The sequence below is a fragment of the Microcoleus sp. w2-18bC1 genome (genome assembly GCF_036700365.1).
GTDB lineage: Bacteria > Cyanobacteriota > Cyanobacteriia > Cyanobacteriales > Microcoleaceae > Microcoleus.
In genome coordinates this window covers 50572-68797 of sequence record NZ_JAUBOS010000021.1, presented here as the reverse complement: position 1 = coordinate 68797, position 18226 = coordinate 50572, and the positions used below count along the sequence as shown (strand labels likewise).

The following is an 18226-nucleotide window of genomic DNA, read 5'->3' as shown; positions in this document are numbered from 1 at the left end:
GCCAACAATGCCAACTCCAGCCTCGGGCCCAACAGCAGCCAGTTAGTGACAGGATTGGGAGGAAGCGACCCCGACGGGTCGATCGCCTCTTACACGATCAACACCCTGCCCTCACCAGACCAAGCAGTCCTGTTTTTAGGAGATCCAGCCAACGGCGGTGTACCAGTGACACCAGGTCAAGTCCTGACTCCAGAACAGTTGCAGCAACTATTTTTCCAAACGACGGGCAACTTTACAGGAGCCAATTTCACCTACAGCGCCACAGACAACAGCGGCGCATCCAGTCCCGCTGTCGCTACTGTGGCGGCTATCTTGCGGCCTGTTTCGCCAATTCCCACACCAACTCCAACTCCAACTGACAACCAGCCGCCATTAGCCAACAATGCCAACTCCCGCCTCGGACCCAACAGCAGCAGGTTAGTCACGGGATTGGGAGGAAGCGACCCCGACCCCGATGGGTCGATCGTCTCTTACACCATCAACACCCTGCCCTCACCAGACCAAGCCGTCCTGTTTTTAGGAGATCCAGCCAACGGCGGTGTACCAGTGACACAAGGTCAAGTCCTGACTCCTCAACAGTTGCAGCAACTATTTTTCCAAACGACGGGCAACTTTACAGGAGCCAATTTCACCTACACCGCTACAGACAACAGCGGTGCTATCAGTCCAGTCGCTACCGCTAGTGTGGCTGGACTGATAGGGCCCACACCAACTCCAACTCCAACGAACAACCAACCGCCAGTTGCCAACAATGCCAACTCCAGCCTCGGACCCAACAGCAGCAGGTTAGTTACAGGATTGGGAGGAAGCGACCCCGACCCCGACGGGTCGATCGCCTCTTACACCATCAACACCCTGCCGCCAGCGGCCCAAGGAGTCCTGTTTTTAGGAGATCCAGCCAACGGCGGCGTACCCGTGACACCAGGTCAAATCCTGACACCGGAACAGCTAGGACAACTATTTTTCCAATCCACAGGTAGCTTTACCGGAGCAACTTTCAGCTACAGCGCCACAGATAGCAACGGCGCTACCAGTTCCCTGGCTACCGCAACTCTCGGTGCCACAGGAGCAACTCCCACACCAAATCCCCTAAACTTACCGCCAGTAACCAACAATGCTAATTTCACGGTAGAGCCCAACAGCAGCGCGCGGGTGCCGGGATTGGGAGGAAGTGACCCCGATGGGTCGATCGCCTCTTACACCATCAACACCCTACCGCCAGCGGCCCAAGGAATCCTGTTTTTAGGAGATCCAGCCAACGGCGGAGTAGCCGTGACACCAGGTCAAGTTTTGACACCGGAACAAATAGGACAACTATTTTTCCAATCCACCGGCGACTTTACCGGTGCCAATTTCAGCTACAGCGCCACAGATAACAGCGGCGCTACCAGCCCCGCCACTGCTACAGTTGCCGCTATCTCCCCGACTTCCAACCAACCGCCATCGATTAACAATGTTAACTTCACGGTTCCGACTAACGGCATCGTGCAGGTGTTGGGATTGGGAGGAAGTGACCCCGATGGGTCGATCGTCTCTTACACCATCACCAGAGTCCCCCCAGCCAACCAAGGAGTCCTGTTCCTATCAGATTCAGTCAACGGCGACATACCCGTGACAGTCGGTCAAGTTTTGACTCCGGCACAAATAGGACAACTATTTTTCGTAGCCACAGTTGACTTTAACGGAGCAACTTTCAGCTACACCGCCACCGACAACCTCGGCAAAGTCAGCCCCGCTAGCGCTACTGTTGCTGCTATCTTGAGGCCAGTTGGAACAGTTCCCCCACTCATACCTACACCCACACCCACGCCGGCATCGCCGATCATCTCAAATCCGATCGCCGAAACAGATACCAACTGTCAATGTTCGCCCATTATTGAAAAACCGGGAATTAACTTTGCGCCTCCGCAGCAACCACCCGCAGTTGGCTTTGTCCGGCCTATTTCACAATTTTCAGAGGGACAAACCACCAAAGGAACCGACGGCGATGACTTGATCGTAGACACCAAAGGCAACCAAAAAATCTTCGGTTTTGAAGGCAACGATCTGCTTTTAGGTGAAGACGGCGCGGACGAAATTTACGGCAACGAAGACAATGACACGATTTTTGGGGGCATTGACACCGATATTGTTTACGGAGACGAGGGCAACGATATCGTATTTGCAGGCAAACAGAACGACTGGATTGCCGGCGACTTAGGCTCTGACAGCCTGTTTGGAGATCTAGGTGCCGATACGATTTTGGGAGACAACGGCAACGATAACTCCAGCAGTGCTCAGAACAATGGCGATTTGATCTTCGGAGGCAACGGTGCAGACCTGATTAACGGCAACGAGGGCGACGATACCATCCATACCGGCAAAGGTGACGATATTGCCCTTGGAGGTAAAGAAAATGACTTAATTTGGGGCGAACTCGGCTCCGATACGTTGTTTGGTGGCATCGGCTCCGACAGCTTGTTTGGGGGCATCCGCGACCAAAGGGCTAGCGACTCCCAGGGACGCGACTTGCTGTACGGAGGCTTCGGTAACGACTTCCTCAACGGCCAACAAGGCAACGATACGCTGGTTGCAGGGAAAGATAACGATCGCGCTTACGGAGGTAAAGGCAATGACATCATCTACGGTCAATTAGGGTCCGATACCCTCTACGGCGGCCAAGGAGCCGATACTCTGCTCGGCGACAGTGGCAGTTCCCAGTCAATCGGGGATATCGGGGAACAAGACTTAATCTTTGCCGACGGTGGCAACGATATCATTGGCGGCGGTCACGGTAATGATACCGTGCAAGCAGGTAAAGGCAATGATTGTGTTTGGGGTGGCAAAGATCATGACCTGATTTGGGGCGAACTTGGCTCTGATACCCTTGTGGGCGACAGCGGCGACGACACCATGTACGGCGGTGCTCGAAGTCGAGTTCAAGATGTTGGCGGCCAGGACTTGCTCTTTGGTGGCATCGGTGCTGATGTGCTGTTCGGCGATGAGGGTGACGATACTATCAGTGGCGGTGAAGACAACGACTTGATTTACGGCGGCAAAGCTAACGACCTCATACACGGAGATCGGGGTGACGACTTGATTTACGGCGGTGACGGCAGCGATGAGATCTGCGGTGACGAGGGCAACGATACCATCTATGGCGATCGTGCTGATAACCGGGGTGTCTCGGTGGCCGCCAACGACCAGCAAGACTGCATCAACGGCGGTGAGGGCGATGACTTGCTTTACGGCAACGAAGGCCAAGATACTATCAACGGAGATGCTGGCAGCGATACCTTGATTGGTGGTAAAGATAACGACCTTCTCAATGGGGGCGCTGGAGATGACTGGCTGTTTGGCGACTTGGGCGAAGATACTTTAATTGGAGGTATTGGGAGCGATCGATATGTGTTGAATGGTGAGGGCGGCACTGATACTGTCATTAACTTCGAGGTAGGCGTCGATAAGTTTGTTTTGACCGACGGGCTGAGTTTCCAGCAGTTGCAATTTAGCACCACTCCGAACGGTACGTTGCTGCGAGTAGCTGGAACCGATCGGGTTTTAGCAAATCTGGTTGGGGTTAACGGGCCGATCGGCTCCTCGGATTTCCTACCAAATCTCTCTGAACTCTAGAATTGGCGGCGAAAGTCTCCTGTTCTGGCGAACAAAACGCCACAGCAGATCAGAACTGCTGTGGCGTTCCTCACCCTACTCAATCCGGGTTAGAAACTTTGTTGCACTCAGCCCTTGACATCGCTCTTACAGTTGCCTTTTGTCCCTCTCTAAAATGCTAAAAAATAAAGGTGTATTCAAGCCGGATTTGGTATAATCATTTTTTTTAGCAGCGGGATTATTCATGAATCGATTATCTTGATCGGCTTGAATTAGCGTCAATTCCTTGTCATCTACGGTTAAGGAATTATGTTTTTTCAACCGCAGATACAGGCCGATAAACACAGATTAACGCAGATTAATTAGATTAATTTTTGTTGCACATTCCGTGATTATTGACTGGTTTTTACGCCGGATGAGGATACCGAATTTGATATAATATCATGTCCGGTCGATTACGCCTAATACGGTAGGGGCGGGTTCACGAAAAATATCTGCCAATAATTGAAATCTCAAAAACCCGCCCTTTTAATCGCTCGATCGGACTAATTTTATTGTGTTGCGCGATCGGGATTAAGAGCAAACTAAAATTTATCACTAATTCCCCATTCCCATTCCATTGATCCACAATTCGGAAGTACAAGATACACGGATAGCTATTTTTTCCTTTTTCTTGGCGAAGCCCCAATTCCCCATGATCAATTCAAATACTTAGCTTAGGATAGCGAAATCTGCTTGCGTAAAAACAGGCGGCGCGGCTGGCCGAACAGCCAACCAGTCCAATTCCAATCCACCTGTTGCAAGCGATAGCCGGCCTGATAGTACAACTGTCGCGCCGGGTGATTATTTTCCAGAACGTGGAGGTAAATCTCCGAAAATCCCCATTCTTTGGCGGTCTCCTCGCAGTTGCTGAGCAATTGTTGAGCAACTCCCTGCCGCCGGTAATCCGGGTGAACGGCTAAATTCGACAAATAAGGATAGTCAGAACTAGGGATTTGCCAAGGAAAGCGAGAACGCAAAGCCATTTCTACTGTTCCTGCCATACGCTGAGTTCGGTGCGATCGATAATTCTGTGTTCCCTCCTCGCGCGAGACTAGCTCAGCAACCAGACAAATGTAATGTTCTGCCTTAGAACGCAGTCGATTTTTTAAATCTTCGTAAATGCCCAAACGCAACACTGGATACACCCATTCTACCAACCCCTCGCGGGAGTGAAAGCTCATGGCTAAAATATCAGCTAGCTGCGTTAAGTCGTTGGGCACAGCGACCCGGATCGAAAAACCAGAAAGTCCGGGAGTTTGTTGTTGGTGAGATGGTGAGGAAAAAAATGAAGGATTCACAATGCCAGGCCACTATATTAATTTTTTTACGCGGGTTTCTAAGCTACCCTCTTAGAAAATTCACTAATGTTATACTGATCTTATAACCTAACTTATAGGCATAGTTTATGAGCCCGATTAAATTATATTTTTTGGTGCTTGACTTTAAGTACAATTTGAGGTAAACAGAAAATTTTTATCATTTAATATTCTAGTTATGAAAAAATAAAATTCATCCCCTAATACTAGATTTGTGGATAAGCTATTTTGCCTTTAAATTGAAGCTTGATCCCTGGCTTTCCGCCGGCATCAGAAGAGTTTAAGTAAACAGTAGCTTACAAATTAAATGCGCGACAGCTTAGCGGGCAAGGTATTAAAAACAATCACAAAGGTTTTAACATCAGGTTCCCGGAATCCTACCGATCTCTGCTTACGGAAATACCCGATCGAATATAATTTATCCGTCCAGCGGTAGTAGAAAAACTCCACGACTGACCATACTAACACCGCGTACGATCGCGCGTCGGATGTTCGCCGCCGCCCCCCCCGGCTTGGCACCCTAGTTTTCAGCAGTTCTGGGCTATCCATCGTCCGTCCCCCATGGAACCGGCCTTACCTGTTGAGCTAGGGGCTACTTTCCCAACTTCCAATTTAAATTTGGATGCCTGGAAACAGTCAGCAGGGGTTTTCGCCGTCGGTTCGATACTCTGCTGCGCGCGATGAGACCTTAAAAACCTCGATCGAGCTAATTGACCCTGCCCAAAAACCGATACAAGCCACCGACACTCGTCGGGGACCGATCAAAATTTTAGACCCTAGTTCAAGCTCCCCGATTCATCTGTGGAGTAAATCTAAAATCTAAAACCTAAAATCTAAAATCGACTGATCGGTTTCCACAGAGTACATCCCTAGCTAAGATTAACAGATGGATGCTCGAGCTTGCGGTGTTTCGCTGCAGTAATTGGCTTGGGCGTTGGTCTGCAGGACGCACAAAAAATGCCGAGATCGGGGAAAAAAGTGCAAGTCTAACTAAAATGGTACAGCAATTGCGTCACTCCCACAGACACCTCTGTGGTCTGTGGGCCACCCCCGAATATCAGTCAGGGGCTCGGCGCCTGATTGTGGTCGGTATCCTTGGCTGACTGTTAAAGTTGCTATTACTTGTGGGAAAAAACACAGGCGAAGATGTTGGTTGTCTATTCTATCTTGCTGCGGGCAGCTTTCACATACCAAATAAAATAGTCCCAGGAGCCAGGAGCAAACATAAATCTGGCAAATCAACTCACAATCAGGACGGTTATTCCTATGTATTCTGAGAAATCCAGACGGCAGTTAAAATAGCCAGATTTGTGTTTGCTCTCCGGCTGCATAAAGGTAAGGGGGGGAAGGAAAATTATCGGGAGACGAGTTTATGTGAATATCATTAAATAATAAAATTGGGGTGCACGACAGATAACTGTGGCTCAGAAGAATTCCGAATTGAAAACCCAGACATCAAAACTCAAGGTTGATGCTTGCCTCTCACACTCACAACAACTTCATATCGACGAATTATTGTGATACCTTTTTCCCGAAATAATGGCACTCTAGGCAAAATCCCAACCCTTATGTCATCAGTCATTCGCAATCGAAAATCGAAAATCGAAAATCGAAAATGCTATGACTTCAGCAATTTAAATCGGCGAATTCTTCATTTGATCAGACTTATTAAATCGAACAGCCCCGGGGCACAGGAGAACGGTGCATGAATTCCCAAGAAAATCCTAAGCTAAAAATTCTGATCGTCGATGACGAACCGGATAACCTCGACTTGCTTTACCGCACCTTTCATCGAGACTACAAAGTGCTCAGAGCCGAATCTGGCCCCGCTGCGCTCGAAATTTTGGCAAAAGAGGGAGAAGTTGCGGTGATTATCTCAGACCAGCGAATGCCAAAAATGAGCGGTACGGAGTTTCTCAGCCTGACGGCGGCTCAGTACCCCGACGTGATCCGAATTATTTTAACTGGCTATACGGATGTTGAAGATTTAGTTGAAGCTATTAACGCTGGCAAAGTATTTAAATACGTTACCAAGCCTTGGGATGCTCAAGAGCTAATCAATCTTGTCAGTCAAGCTGTTGAGACTCACAATCTTCTGAAAACGCGCACCAATGAACTGCGCCGTGCTTTGAGCCAAGAATCGCTGCTTTATGCCGTTACCAATACTATCCGATCGGCTCCCAATTACCAGCAAATGCTGCAAAGAATTGTGGAAACTGTCGGGCAGATGTTTGAGGTGAGTTGCTGTCTGCTGCGGCCGTTCCAAGACGGCCGGGTGGCCGATGAGTGGTTCGTTTACCAGAAGGCAGAAACTAAAGGTTTGGGGGGCGATGAGGAAGTCACGCCCGGAGATGCTTCTGCTGTCGAACTCTCCCCGGATTTGCTGCCGGATTTGGTTTGGGAAACTCTGGATGTGGAGGTGATTCAAGATGCCCAAACTGACGATCGAGTTTTAAACTGGGATAATCAGCAACGACAGCAGGCTTACGAAGCTGCGAATATTCGATCGAGCTTAATCGTACCGCTGTTTTACAAAATCGAACTGATGGCAGTCTTGGCGCTGCACCAGTTTGAGGAACCGCGCCAGTGGCAAGACCACGAGGTACAGTTGGTAATTACGGTGGCAGACCAAGCGGCTTTGGCGCTTTCTCAAGCCCGGGCTTACGAACAGGTGCGGGCGCTGGCCAAGCGCGAGGCCTTAGTCAATACTATTACTACGGCAATTCGATCGAGTCTCGATCCCCAAAATATTTTTGCAGCCATTACTCAACAACTCGGCCAAGCTTTGCAAGTTGACGGCTGCGCCCTATCTCTGTGGACTGAAGATGATGAATACGTCCAATGCGTGGGGCTATACGACACAGATAGGGATACCGTGGCTGTAGAACAGGGTTTTATTGACAATCCAGAAGTAGTTGTGAACTCTCTGGGCTACGAGACGGCTTCTGGTGATGCTGCTGAGAACACTCGCGCCTGGGTTTTTGCCCATCCTTCTTTGCCACAGTCTTTGGTGCCGATTCGAGGCAATCCGCTGTTGTTGCAAGTTATGGTATCAAAAGAGCCGGTGGCGATCGAAGATCTCGACGAACACCCTGAGTTAAATGTTACAGAACTGCAAGTTCGATCGCCAGCCCGCGCCCTGTTAGTCGTTCCCTTACTCTCAGAAGGCAAAATCATCGGCAGCATTTCCCTGCGCCAAAATCACAGCATCCGCCGCTGGAACATCTCAGACATTGACCTGGCTCAAATAGTCGCAACTCAAGCTGCTCTAGCCGTGCAGCAGTCGCGCCTCTACCAGACTACCAGACAGCAGGCAGAAAGGCTTTTGGAAGCCGATCGGCTCAAAACCGAATTTTTCCAAAATATCTCCCACGAGTTCCGCACCCCTCTAACTCTAACTATCGGCCCTCTGGAATCAGCTTGTAGACGCAAAGAAGACTTACCCTACGAACAAGCCGTAATCGCTTTGCGTAATTCCCGTCGCCTCCTGCGCTTGGTAAATCAACTGCTGGACTTGCAGCGGCTCGATGCTGGACGGATGCAGCCAAGTTTTCGCCCCTGCGATTTAGTCGGTTTCTGTTACTCTACCGCAGAGTCATTCCGCGCCTACTGCGAGAAAAAAGGACTGCACTTAATTACCCAACTGCAAGAATGTCCTTTACTTTATTTGGACTTGGAAAGATTTGATAAAGTTATTTACAACCTGCTGTCAAATGCTGTCAAATTTACCCCAGAAGGCGGAACTATCACTCTGAAAGTTGAATCTGCCGGCGCTCACTGTTTGTTGCAAGTAAAAGACACTGGTATCGGCATTCGCACCGAACAAATCCCCTATTTATTCGAGCGCTTTCGCCAAGCCGAAGGTTCAGCTAGCCGTTCCTATGAAGGCAGCGGCTTAGGTTTGGCACTTGTCAAAGAATTAGTCGAACTCCATGGCGGTCAAATTTCAGTTGAGTCAGTTTACGGCGAAGGTACTACTTTTACCGTTTGGCTGCACTTCGGTTCGACTCACTTGCCCCCGGAACAGGTACTAGAAATACCTGCAGAGTTTCACTCATCGAAAGCTGCGGTTGAACTGGCAGATGTGGAGGCGGAGTTGTCGGAAAATGAGGCTGAAAATCATAATTTAGAGGCGCTCCAAGCGATCAAATCAGAAACAGCAGTGGGAACGGTTTTGGTGGTTGACGACAATCCCGATTTGCGCTTTTATGTGTCGGCAATTCTGCGAGATGCCGGCTTTGCAGTTTTGTTGGCGCGCAACGGAGAAGAAGGATTTGCGGTAGCTAAAAAACGTCGCCCTAATTTAATTATAACTGATTTGATGATGCCTTTGATTTCGGGATTGGATTTGATTCGGATGATTCGAGAGGATGAGGAATTGCAGGGAACTCCGGCAATTTTGCTGACCGCTAAAGCCGACGAAGATACTCGAATTGAAGGAGTAGAAAGGGGTGCAGATGCTTATTTATCTAAGCCTTTTAACGATCGAGAATTGTTGGCGGAAGTGCGGAATTTGATCGCCCTCAAACAAAACGAGCGCCGAGTGCAGCAGTTGAACAGTTATTTAACTGAGTCGGTGCTGCGCCGATTTTTGCCACCGGCGATGGTGAAGGCTGCAGCGGCTGGAGATTTGGCCTTGGATTTGCGCCCAGAACCGCGATTGATTACTATTTTGTTTAGCGATATTGTCGGTTTTACTCAAATGGCAAATACGCTGCGCTCGCGCCGGGTAGCTGAGCTGTTAAATGAATATTTGGCGGCAATGACTAAGGCTATTTTTGACAGTGGCGGTACCGTGGACAAGTTTGTTGGAGATGCGGTAATGGCTTTCTTTGGGGCGCCGGAGGAACTAACCCCTAATGAGCAAGTACGCCGCGCTGTGGCTGCTGCTGGCCAAATGCTGCAAGCTCTGAAGGAGCTTAACAAGGGCTGGTTGGAGCAGGGAATTGTTGGGGAAAATGGCGTGCCTCCGGTGCGGTTTCGCTGCGGAATTCACCAGGGTACTGCGGTGGTGGGGATGTTTGGCGGTCCTGATCGATCGGATTATACTGCGATCGGGCCGAGCGTGAATATTGCCGCCCGCTTGCAAGAGGTGACGGAACCAAACACGGTGCTAATTTCGGCGGCGGTGGCAGATTATGTTGAGGAAAATCGCATTGTTAAATATAAGCCTTTGAAACTAAAGGGAATTGATGAAACGGTATTGACTTTTTTACTAAATTGTGATTAGTCATTATAAGTATTATATGTTGATATCCCATGCACTATTTCTGGAACAACCTATTCCTAAATAAGTAGATTAGCTGCCAAATATGTATGTAGCCCAAAGCGGTTGTCACTCCGTGAAAGAATCCTTAGAAGGGATATTTTATGCAAACAATCGCCCGATTGATGATAGCTTGATAGTCGCACCTACTTACTAGCCGTAAACAATGTGTTAAATTTAACTTGAATCACGCTAGTTAATGTTTAGTTGCATAAAGATTATTTTTCCCTCGTACCTACTTAAGCGCGGCTCTGCGCTCCGGTTGTGGACTCATATCAATTCCGGTTGGATCGGAATAGTCCAATCCAGTCAAAAATCAACAATTACCTATGGATGGTGCAACCGGAATTGATGTCATTCATCTGCGTTAATCTGTGTTAATTTGCCCTCATCTGCGGTCAAAAAAAAGAAAATTTATTAACCGCAGATGACAAAGGATTGACGCAGATTAACGCAGAGGTCGAGAAGAGATATATGAATAATTCCGCTCCTAACAGATTGGATATCAATTGTTTAATCTAAAATCTAAAATTTACAATCTACTCACCAAAGTTCAAGCTTCCAAAGGGCGGGTGGGGACTCAACTCTAAAATCTAAAATCTAAAATCTAAAATTGACTGACATTCCTTGCGTCCATCTATCAAAAGAGGGAAATTTTTTAACGGTTGGTCGGCGGATAACCTCTCTCTAGAGAACGGTTCAGCCGAGCGCTCTGATCGGTTAGAAATAGTAATGTCATATCTGATTGTGTATTGTATGAAACTGAATTCTTTTACGAAACGGCTTTCGACTGTCGGGCGCTTGATGGCTACAACTGTGCTTTGCGTGTCAGCGATGGCCTTCGTCTGGTCTGGTGCGTTCTTCTCCAACACCGCAGCAATGGCCTCTCCTGCTGTAAACTTGATCGCAGCAGCAGATGCGGGCGATGCGGTTCAAGAAAAAGCCAGCAAAGATGCTGGACGAGCCAAGAACTTCATCCGAGATACAGAAGATAAAGTTAAGGAAACTGCCAAGACAAATGCTGCTAAAGTCGATCGATCATCGGAGGATGGTAGTGTAGTAGAGCGCAAAGCTAAGAAAGATGCGGCCACAATTGAGAAAAGAGCATCGGAAGATTCAGCTCGGACTCAGAAAGCAGTAGATAATACCAAGAATGCTGTCGAGAGCGCTGTTGACAGCATCAAGGGTGTTTTTAGCAACTAGACAATAAATTAATTAAGTAGGTAAGCGCAAAAAAACAATAATATCTTGCAGGGGCTTGTAAGGGCGGCTTTAGGGCTTATCTACAGTAAGGGCGAGTCATCGTTGCAGAACCCGCCCTCTCCCCAAGTGATGTTTATTTGTACTTACTTACTTGAAACTGAAAGATTGATGTACATTGACCAAGACCTCTAGATGGCTCGTGTAAGCGACCCCAAGCCCTTGTTTAAAATTGTCGCAAAAAACGCAAGTCGCTAGCATAAACCCGGCGAATGTCGTCGATTTCATAAAGTACCATTGCGAACCGCTCGACCCCAAAACCTGCAGCAAACCCAGTATATTTTTCTGGGTCTAAACCGACTCCTTTAAGAACGTTAGGATCGACGGTTCCGCAGCCCAAAACTTCTAGCCATTTGCCGTTCCACTGCAAATCCACTTCGGCAGAAGGTTCGGTAAACGGAAAGTAACTCGTGCGGAAACGAATCGGCAAATCTTGCCCGAACATTTGCCGCAAAAACTCTTTAATTGTGCCTTTCAAGTCAGTAAATGTGAGACCTTCACCAATGGCTAAAAGTTCAATTTGGTGGAAGACTGCTGCGTGAGTAGCATCAACAGTATCGCGGCGGTAAACGCGGCCAGGAGAGACAATCCGAATCGGCGGTTTGTGCTGTTCCATGTAGCGAATTTGCACCGATGATGTCTGAGTCCGCAGCAAGTTGCCGCCTGGTAGGTAAAATGTATCTTGCATATCCCGCGCCGGGTGGTCTGGCGGTGTGTTCAGCGCCTCGAAGTTGTAATAATCTGTTTCCATTTCCGGGCCGTTGGCGACGGTGTATCCAAGGCCGACAAAGATATCGAGAGCGCGGTCTATGACGGCGTTTAAGGGGTGAACGCGGCCTTGGGGGCGAAAAATCCCCGGCATGGTGACATCGAGGGTTTCTGAGGCTAATTTGGCTTGGATTTGGGCGGTTTGGAGGGCGGCGCGCTTGTCTTCTAAATCGGCTTGCAGGGCTTCTTTGACTGTATTGGCGATCGCACCTACTTTGGGCCGTTGGTCTGGCGACAGTTTGCCCATCATGCCTAAAATTTGAGAGAGTTGGCCTTTTTTGCCGAGGTAGCCGACGCGCAACTGTTCGAGTTGTTCGAGGGTATTGGCAGTGGCGATCGCACTTTTGGACTCTTGACCGAGGGTTTCTAGTTGAGTTTCAATGTCGCTTAGCTGGACAGTCATTTTGATTTTAGATTTTAGATTTTAGATTTTAGATTGATGGCAGTTTTGGGCCAAGTTGAGTTTAGCGCAATTTTGGCTCGACAGCTTGTAGATTTTAGATTTTAGATTTTAGATTGATGGCAGTTTTGGGCCAAGTTGAGTTTAGCGCAATTTTGGCTCGACAGCTTGTAGATTTTAGATTTTAGATTTTAGATTTTCGGCAGTTACGGATAATTTGTAATAGGTAATTGGATGTTAGAGCGATCGCCCTAGTTGAATTTAGTTTAAGATTGCTATAAGGCCTATAAAAATTTCAATGAAACTTTTAATTAGCAACGACGACGGCATCTTTGCACAAGGCATCCGCAGCCTCGCCAACGCTCTCGCCGCCGCTGGCCACGATGTGAGTGTAGTTTGTCCCGACAGAGAGCGCTCCGCTACCGGCCACGGCCTTACTCTGCACCAACCCATCCGCGCCGAAATTGTCGAATCTATTTTTGATCCCGCAGTTCAAGCTTGGGCCTGTTCGGGTACTCCCGCCGACTGCGTGAAACTTGCTTTGTGGGCTTTACTTGACAAACCGCCGGATTTTGTTCTTTCCGGTATCAACCACGGGCCCAATTTAGGCACGGATATCATCTGTTCGGGTACGGTTTCGGCCGCAATGGAAGGAATTATGGAAGGGATTCCCAGCATTGCTTTCAGCCTCGCCAGCTTTACTTCGCAGGAATTTGGGCCGGCGGTGGATTTCGCTGTCAGCTTGCTGGCACAGTTGGAAAAACAGCCAATGGCGAAACCGATGCTGTTGAATGTCAACATACCAGCAGTCACACAAGCAGAAATTACCGGAGTTGCGATCGCCCGTCAAGGCATTCGCCGCTATTTCGACATATTTCAAAAGCGCACCGATCCGCGCGGCAAAACTTATTATTGGCTAGCTGGGGAATTGTTAGAAGATGTAGAAGAAATCGCCGATTCGGCGGTGCCGCATGATATTCCTACAGACGTACAAGCTATTCGCGACAACAGAATAACCGTAACTCCTTTGCAATATAATCTCACCTGTGCTCCAGACTTGCACTCGTTGCGGGATTGGCAAGTTGAAGGTTTTCCCAAGCAGTGAGCTCCGATCGACCCGATCGGAGCGGTAAACTAGGAATTAAGGAAAAGTGCCTCTCAAGGTCTATACCTTTGGCGTTAACACAGGCTCCCAATTACTTGTTAGTTTTTTTTACTCAAGAAAAACAGTTATGAACGCTCCTACCTATAACACTCATTCTGTCACTTGCCCGATCTGCAACCGTTCTAGCGTCGTAGGCCCAGTCGGGATGGTCAGTGGACTATTCACTTGTCCCCACTGTCATTCTCATATGGTAATTAGCTGGAGCGGTCATTTTGTGCGCGATCCTTTTAGTCTCAAACAACTGACGGTGGGAAAGATGCTCAGGCGCGAGAGCAGACCGTTAGCTCGCCTTCAGCGGGACTTTGGGCTGGGCAAGCCTTTGCCGCTGATTGCAATTTTGGGCAGTGTGGTCTTTTTCGGGTGTGCGCTCGCCGCTACGGAACAATCGCTACTCCGACAGAATTCACTGCAAGGATTTTTAGAGTGGGTGAGCGGAACTGGTAATTCCCAAGATGTCTCACGTTAACATTTCTTAAAAAAGATTGTGACAGATACTGCGTGCAAATATCTATTCCTTTAGGTATAAATCACACTATTTTAGCAATTGCATCCATCTTGATCTGCGGGTAAGCACTTAGACGCCGTGCCCTTCTTCCTGTGTCCAAAAACGTCAAAACCCCAGTCCGGCAGGGGTTTTGACCCCGGCCTCAAAGCTCAAGTCTGGTGGGCTTAAGTCTCATATCAATTCCGGTTGCACCGGAATTATTGTTGACTGTTGACTGTTGACTGTTGACGGGCGGGTCGAAAAACTGAATGGTTGAGTGTTAACTGTTGACTCGATTTTATTATTCCGATGCAACCGGAAACGATATCACGAGGGTGTTTCGGGTTAAGTTGGGACAGATTACGTCGCTCAATTTAGAAACTCAGCAATTTTTCTAACTGCTGTTTCCAAGATTGCTGGCGACTCGACTAAGGCAAATCGCACGTAGCCTTCTCCTGATTGCCCGAAACCGGCACCGGGGGAAGCTGCGACTCCTGTACTCTGTACTAGCTGAGTGCAAAATTTCACGGAATCATTGGCCCAAGGTTCCGGCAGTTTCGCCCAGACGTACATGGTGGCAGGGGGTACGGGTACTTGCCAGCCGATGCCCTGTAGCGCGTTTACAAAGGCATCCCGCCGTTTTCTGAAGGTTTCTACGCTGGTTCTGACGGTATCTTGAGGGCCTGTTAATGCGGATATCGCTCCATTCAAAATCCCTCGGTATTGGTTGAAGTCCACTGCGGCTTTTACCTGTCGCAGCGCTGCAATTAGTTCGGAATTGCCGATCGCATATCCGACTCGAAAACCTCCCATACTGTAGGATTTGGATAGTGTAAAAAACTCGATCGCCACACTCTTATCTCGATCCGCCTGAAATATTGACGGGGCCATCAATTTTCGATATTCTTCCTCGTTACCAGTCGCCTCAATTGCAGAATTGCGATCGTCAAACACCAAATCCACATAAGGGAAATCGTGCACTAAAACCAGCCGATGTTCTCGACAAAAAGCCACAGCTTTCTCAAAAAAAGCAACCGGGGCGATCGCAGTTGTAGGATTGTGAGGATAGCTCAAAACCATCATCTTCGACTCAGCCAGCACTGCTGTCGGAATATCTTCAAATATCGGCAAAAACGCATTTTCTGCTAATATCGGCATCGGATAAATTTGACCGCCAGCCAAATGCACACCGCCCGCGTGGGAAGGATAGCCCGGATCGAGCAACAAAGCAAAATCTCCAGGGTTGAGTACAGCTAAAGGCAAATGGGCCGTGCCTTCTTGGGAACCAATTAACGGCAGCACTTCTGTTTCTGGATTGACTACAATTCCAAATTTTTGCTCGTACCAAATAGCTACTGCTTCCCGAAAATCTCTTGTGCCGTTAAATAGCAAATAGCCGTGGGTGCTGGTGTCTGACAGAGAATGGGCGATCGCATCTGTAATATGAGCAGCCGCCGGCAAATCCGAAGAACCCAGAGACAAGTCAATCACATTTTGCCCCGCTGCTCTAGCTTGAGCTTTTGCCCGATCCATATCGGCAAATACATTAAATTGCAGTGGTTCTAAACGTTTAGCAAATTGCATATTTTCTATAGTTTTGGGGAATTTTAAGGAATATTTTTATTTGATATCAATTATTTTTTATATGGCATTTTTATTGAGTTTGTGATTTTTTTTATTAACCGCAGAGAGCGCAGAGGGCGCAGAGTCAGAGAGGAATATCGAGGAGAAAAGAGAGATGTTAAAAAAATATTTGCGATTTATATAGTTGTAAGTTGGGAGTTGGAAACTCCCGAATCATTTCCAAACTTTATAAGTGAGCGTCGAGCAAACCGACCAAAGTTTGTTTAGTAATAGCTCCCTCGTGAGACAGCACTACTTCGGCATTTTTAAACAGCCTGAGAGCTGGAACTCCTTCTACTTTATACTGCTTGACAGTATTAGGATTGGGGTCAATTTCCATTTTAACCACTTTCAGCCGATCGCTGTAGTTGGCCGCCACCCAGTCTACCGAAGGCGCGATCAGTTTGCAAGGCCCGCACCAACTAGCCCAAAAATAGGCAAGCACTGGTTGCTCTGCTTTCAGGACTTCTGTTTCAAATTTTTCGTCGTTAATGACAATTACACTGTTGCTCATGGTTCTGCGATTATTTTTTCTATTTATTTCTAAAGCACCGGCGGGCGTGAAACTTGCACCAACTTAGAAGACAGGCCCAAAAAACTGTTACTAATTTTAAAACATTCTGTGAATTATTGAGTGCAAACTCAGGACTGGGGACGGATGGCTAATTCTGTATGGCGTTTAATTCCACTGTTGTCGGCGTCTGGTAGCGTGCAGATGGCGATCGACCAATGGCTACTGGAACAGCATCTAGCGGGCAAACATCCGCCAACTCTGCGATTTTACACCTGGCAACCGGCGGCGATTTCCTTGGGCTACCACCAGCGCCGATGGCCGGAGTTTTGGCAGCAGTTGTCTTGGGAGAAAATGCCTGTGGAGTTGGTGAGGAGGCCCAGCGGCGGGCGCGCAGTGTTGCATCAAGGGGATTTAACTTATGCAGTTGTGGCGTCGGGATTTGGAAGCAGCCGTATGAAAGCTTATCAGACTATTTGCGAGTTTTTGATTGAGGGTTGGAGGGCGATGGGTTTGGATTTGCAATACGGGGAAGCGGGAAGGGGTTATATTCACAATCCGAATTGTTTTGGTACTGCGACGGGTGCGGATTTAGTTACCGCTGATGGCTGCAAGTTAATTGGTAGCGCGCAATTGCGACGGGGTGATGCTATTTTGCAGCACGGTTCGATGCGTTTGCAGCCGGATGTTTGTTTGTTTTCTCAAGTGTTTGAAGAGGAATTAATTCCTGTGCAATTACCTCTATCTGAAGGAGGGGATAATTTGATTGCCACTGTAATTGATGTTTTGAGTGCGACGGCTTGTCGCTGTTTGGAGATTGATTTGAAAGTGCAGCCGCTTTCGGATCAGGAATGGCAGGATATAGCAGATGTTGAAAAAAGAAGGAAGAAGGAAAATATATTAGATACTAGATACCTAACTTCTTGAAGAAGTCGGGTATCTCGCTAAAATCGCCAATCTAAAATCGGAAAACTCATCTATGGCTGCTGCTCAATTTCAACGATCGGCTCTTTGGCAATTTTGCCCAATTTCACTGACTCTAGCAAGCTTTCCCAATCAGCAGCTAATTCTGCATCGTTAGGATTGGCTTGGCGAGCCGCAGCTAGGGTGCTGAGGGCATCTTGCCAAATCCCATTTTCAGCATAAATAACCGTTTTCTGGCGCGCATCGGCCTTCTCTAATTGACTGCGGATATCTGCACTGAGTTCAACTCGCCGTACACTACCGCTTTCGATCTGATCGCTCGATCTGTCTTGAGAATCGCAAATCACTGTAAAATTCCAACGGTAACTTTTACCTAATTCCAAGGGCGGCACATTTTTGTTAGCGGAGATACTAACGCCGATCACCCCTGATAAATTGCTAATTGTGAGATCCTGTTTATAAATCTCCTTGCCGTTTTGATCTTGTAGGATAAATTCTGCTGATTCCGCCTCTGTTTTAGGCAAGTAGAAAAAGAATGTTGGATAGTCGGAAACCGTCCGTCCGATCTTATTTTTAGGCACTAAGGCTGTGAGACCTAGCTGACTAATGCTCGCGCAGCCACCGCGCACAGGCCGTCTCGGTTGAGTGGGGGGCCAATTATCTATATCTTCAGTAGGCGGAATGAAGCGCGGCCCTCCCGGTATAGGGTTGGGTGGGCGGTCAGGTGTGTTTATTTGGGGCTGTCCCACAACTGCCAATTGAGAAATGTTAAGTGTGGCTATCAATACTATTGAGCCAACTGATATCAGATTGATGATAAACTTAGTAATTGTTTTCATATTAACTCCATGAATTTGTAGGGAGATATTCTCTCTT

12 protein-coding genes are annotated in these 18226 nt (G+C 48.1%); 6 read left to right on the top strand and 6 right to left on the bottom strand.

Annotated features, from left to right (window positions below; genetic code table 11):
• A partial coding sequence (locus tag QT979_RS13935; RefSeq protein WP_445304783.1) for an Ig-like domain-containing protein occupies nt 1–3612 on the top strand: 3612 nt, incomplete at its 5' end.
• Nucleotides 3613–4307: 695 nt separating this feature from the next.
• On the opposite strand, the gene QT979_RS13930 is transcribed toward QT979_RS13935, so the two are convergent.
• Nucleotides 4308–4931, bottom strand: coding sequence for a GNAT family N-acetyltransferase (locus tag QT979_RS13930; protein ID WP_333215627.1), 624 nt, complete (start codon nt 4929–4931; stop codon nt 4308–4310).
• A 321-nt stretch (nt 4932–5252) separates the two neighbouring features.
• Nucleotides 5253–5498, bottom strand: coding sequence for a hypothetical protein (locus QT979_RS13925; protein ID WP_333215625.1), 246 nt, complete (start codon nt 5496–5498; stop codon nt 5253–5255).
• 1156 nt (nt 5499–6654) lie between these two features.
• Here QT979_RS13925 and QT979_RS13920 point away from each other — a divergent pair.
• Nucleotides 6655–10179, top strand: coding sequence for a response regulator (locus QT979_RS13920; RefSeq protein ID WP_333310605.1), 3525 nt, complete (start codon nt 6655–6657; stop codon nt 10177–10179).
• Nucleotides 10180–10971: 792 nt separating this feature from the next.
• The gene (locus QT979_RS13915; protein ID WP_333215863.1) at nt 10972–11418 is read left to right on the top strand and encodes a hypothetical protein; all 447 of its coding nucleotides are present in this window, start codon (nt 10972–10974) and stop codon (nt 11416–11418) included.
• 223 nt (nt 11419–11641) lie between these two features.
• On the opposite strand, the gene pheS is transcribed toward QT979_RS13915, so the two are convergent.
• A complete protein-coding gene (pheS, locus tag QT979_RS13910) occupies nt 11642–12646 on the bottom strand; it encodes a phenylalanine--tRNA ligase subunit alpha (RefSeq protein WP_333215865.1) in 1005 nt (334 codons plus the stop codon).
• A 295-nt stretch (nt 12647–12941) separates the two neighbouring features.
• On the opposite strand from pheS, the gene surE reads away from it, so the two are divergent.
• Nucleotides 12942–13748 carry a 5'/3'-nucleotidase SurE gene (surE, locus tag QT979_RS13905; protein WP_333215867.1) on the top strand — a complete coding sequence of 269 codons (807 nt, stop codon included), beginning with the start codon at nt 12942–12944 and terminating at the stop codon, nt 13746–13748.
• A gap of 127 nt (nt 13749–13875) precedes the next feature.
• A complete protein-coding gene (locus tag QT979_RS13900) occupies nt 13876–14274 on the top strand; it encodes a hypothetical protein (RefSeq protein ID WP_333215869.1) in 399 nt (132 codons plus the stop codon).
• 387 nt (nt 14275–14661) lie between these two features.
• On the opposite strand, the gene QT979_RS13895 is transcribed toward QT979_RS13900, so the two are convergent.
• Complete coding sequence (locus tag QT979_RS13895) at nt 14662–15876, bottom strand: LL-diaminopimelate aminotransferase (RefSeq protein ID WP_333310602.1); 1215 nt, start codon at nt 15874–15876, stop codon at nt 14662–14664.
• 226 nt (nt 15877–16102) lie between these two features.
• Nucleotides 16103–16429: a thioredoxin family protein gene (locus QT979_RS13890; protein ID WP_015177073.1), complete on the bottom strand. Its 327-nt coding sequence runs from the start codon at nt 16427–16429 to the stop codon at nt 16103–16105.
• Nucleotides 16430–16573: 144 nt separating this feature from the next.
• On the opposite strand from QT979_RS13890, the gene QT979_RS13885 reads away from it, so the two are divergent.
• The gene (locus QT979_RS13885) at nt 16574–17353 is read left to right on the top strand and encodes a biotin/lipoate A/B protein ligase family protein (RefSeq protein ID WP_333215873.1); all 780 of its coding nucleotides are present in this window, start codon (nt 16574–16576) and stop codon (nt 17351–17353) included.
• A gap of 50 nt (nt 17354–17403) precedes the next feature.
• Here the strand turns inward: QT979_RS13885 and QT979_RS13880 are convergent, their stop codons facing one another.
• Nucleotides 17404–18189, bottom strand: coding sequence for a DUF928 domain-containing protein (locus tag QT979_RS13880; protein WP_333310600.1), 786 nt, complete (start codon nt 18187–18189; stop codon nt 17404–17406).
• Between the last annotated feature and the right edge of the window lie 37 nt (nt 18190–18226).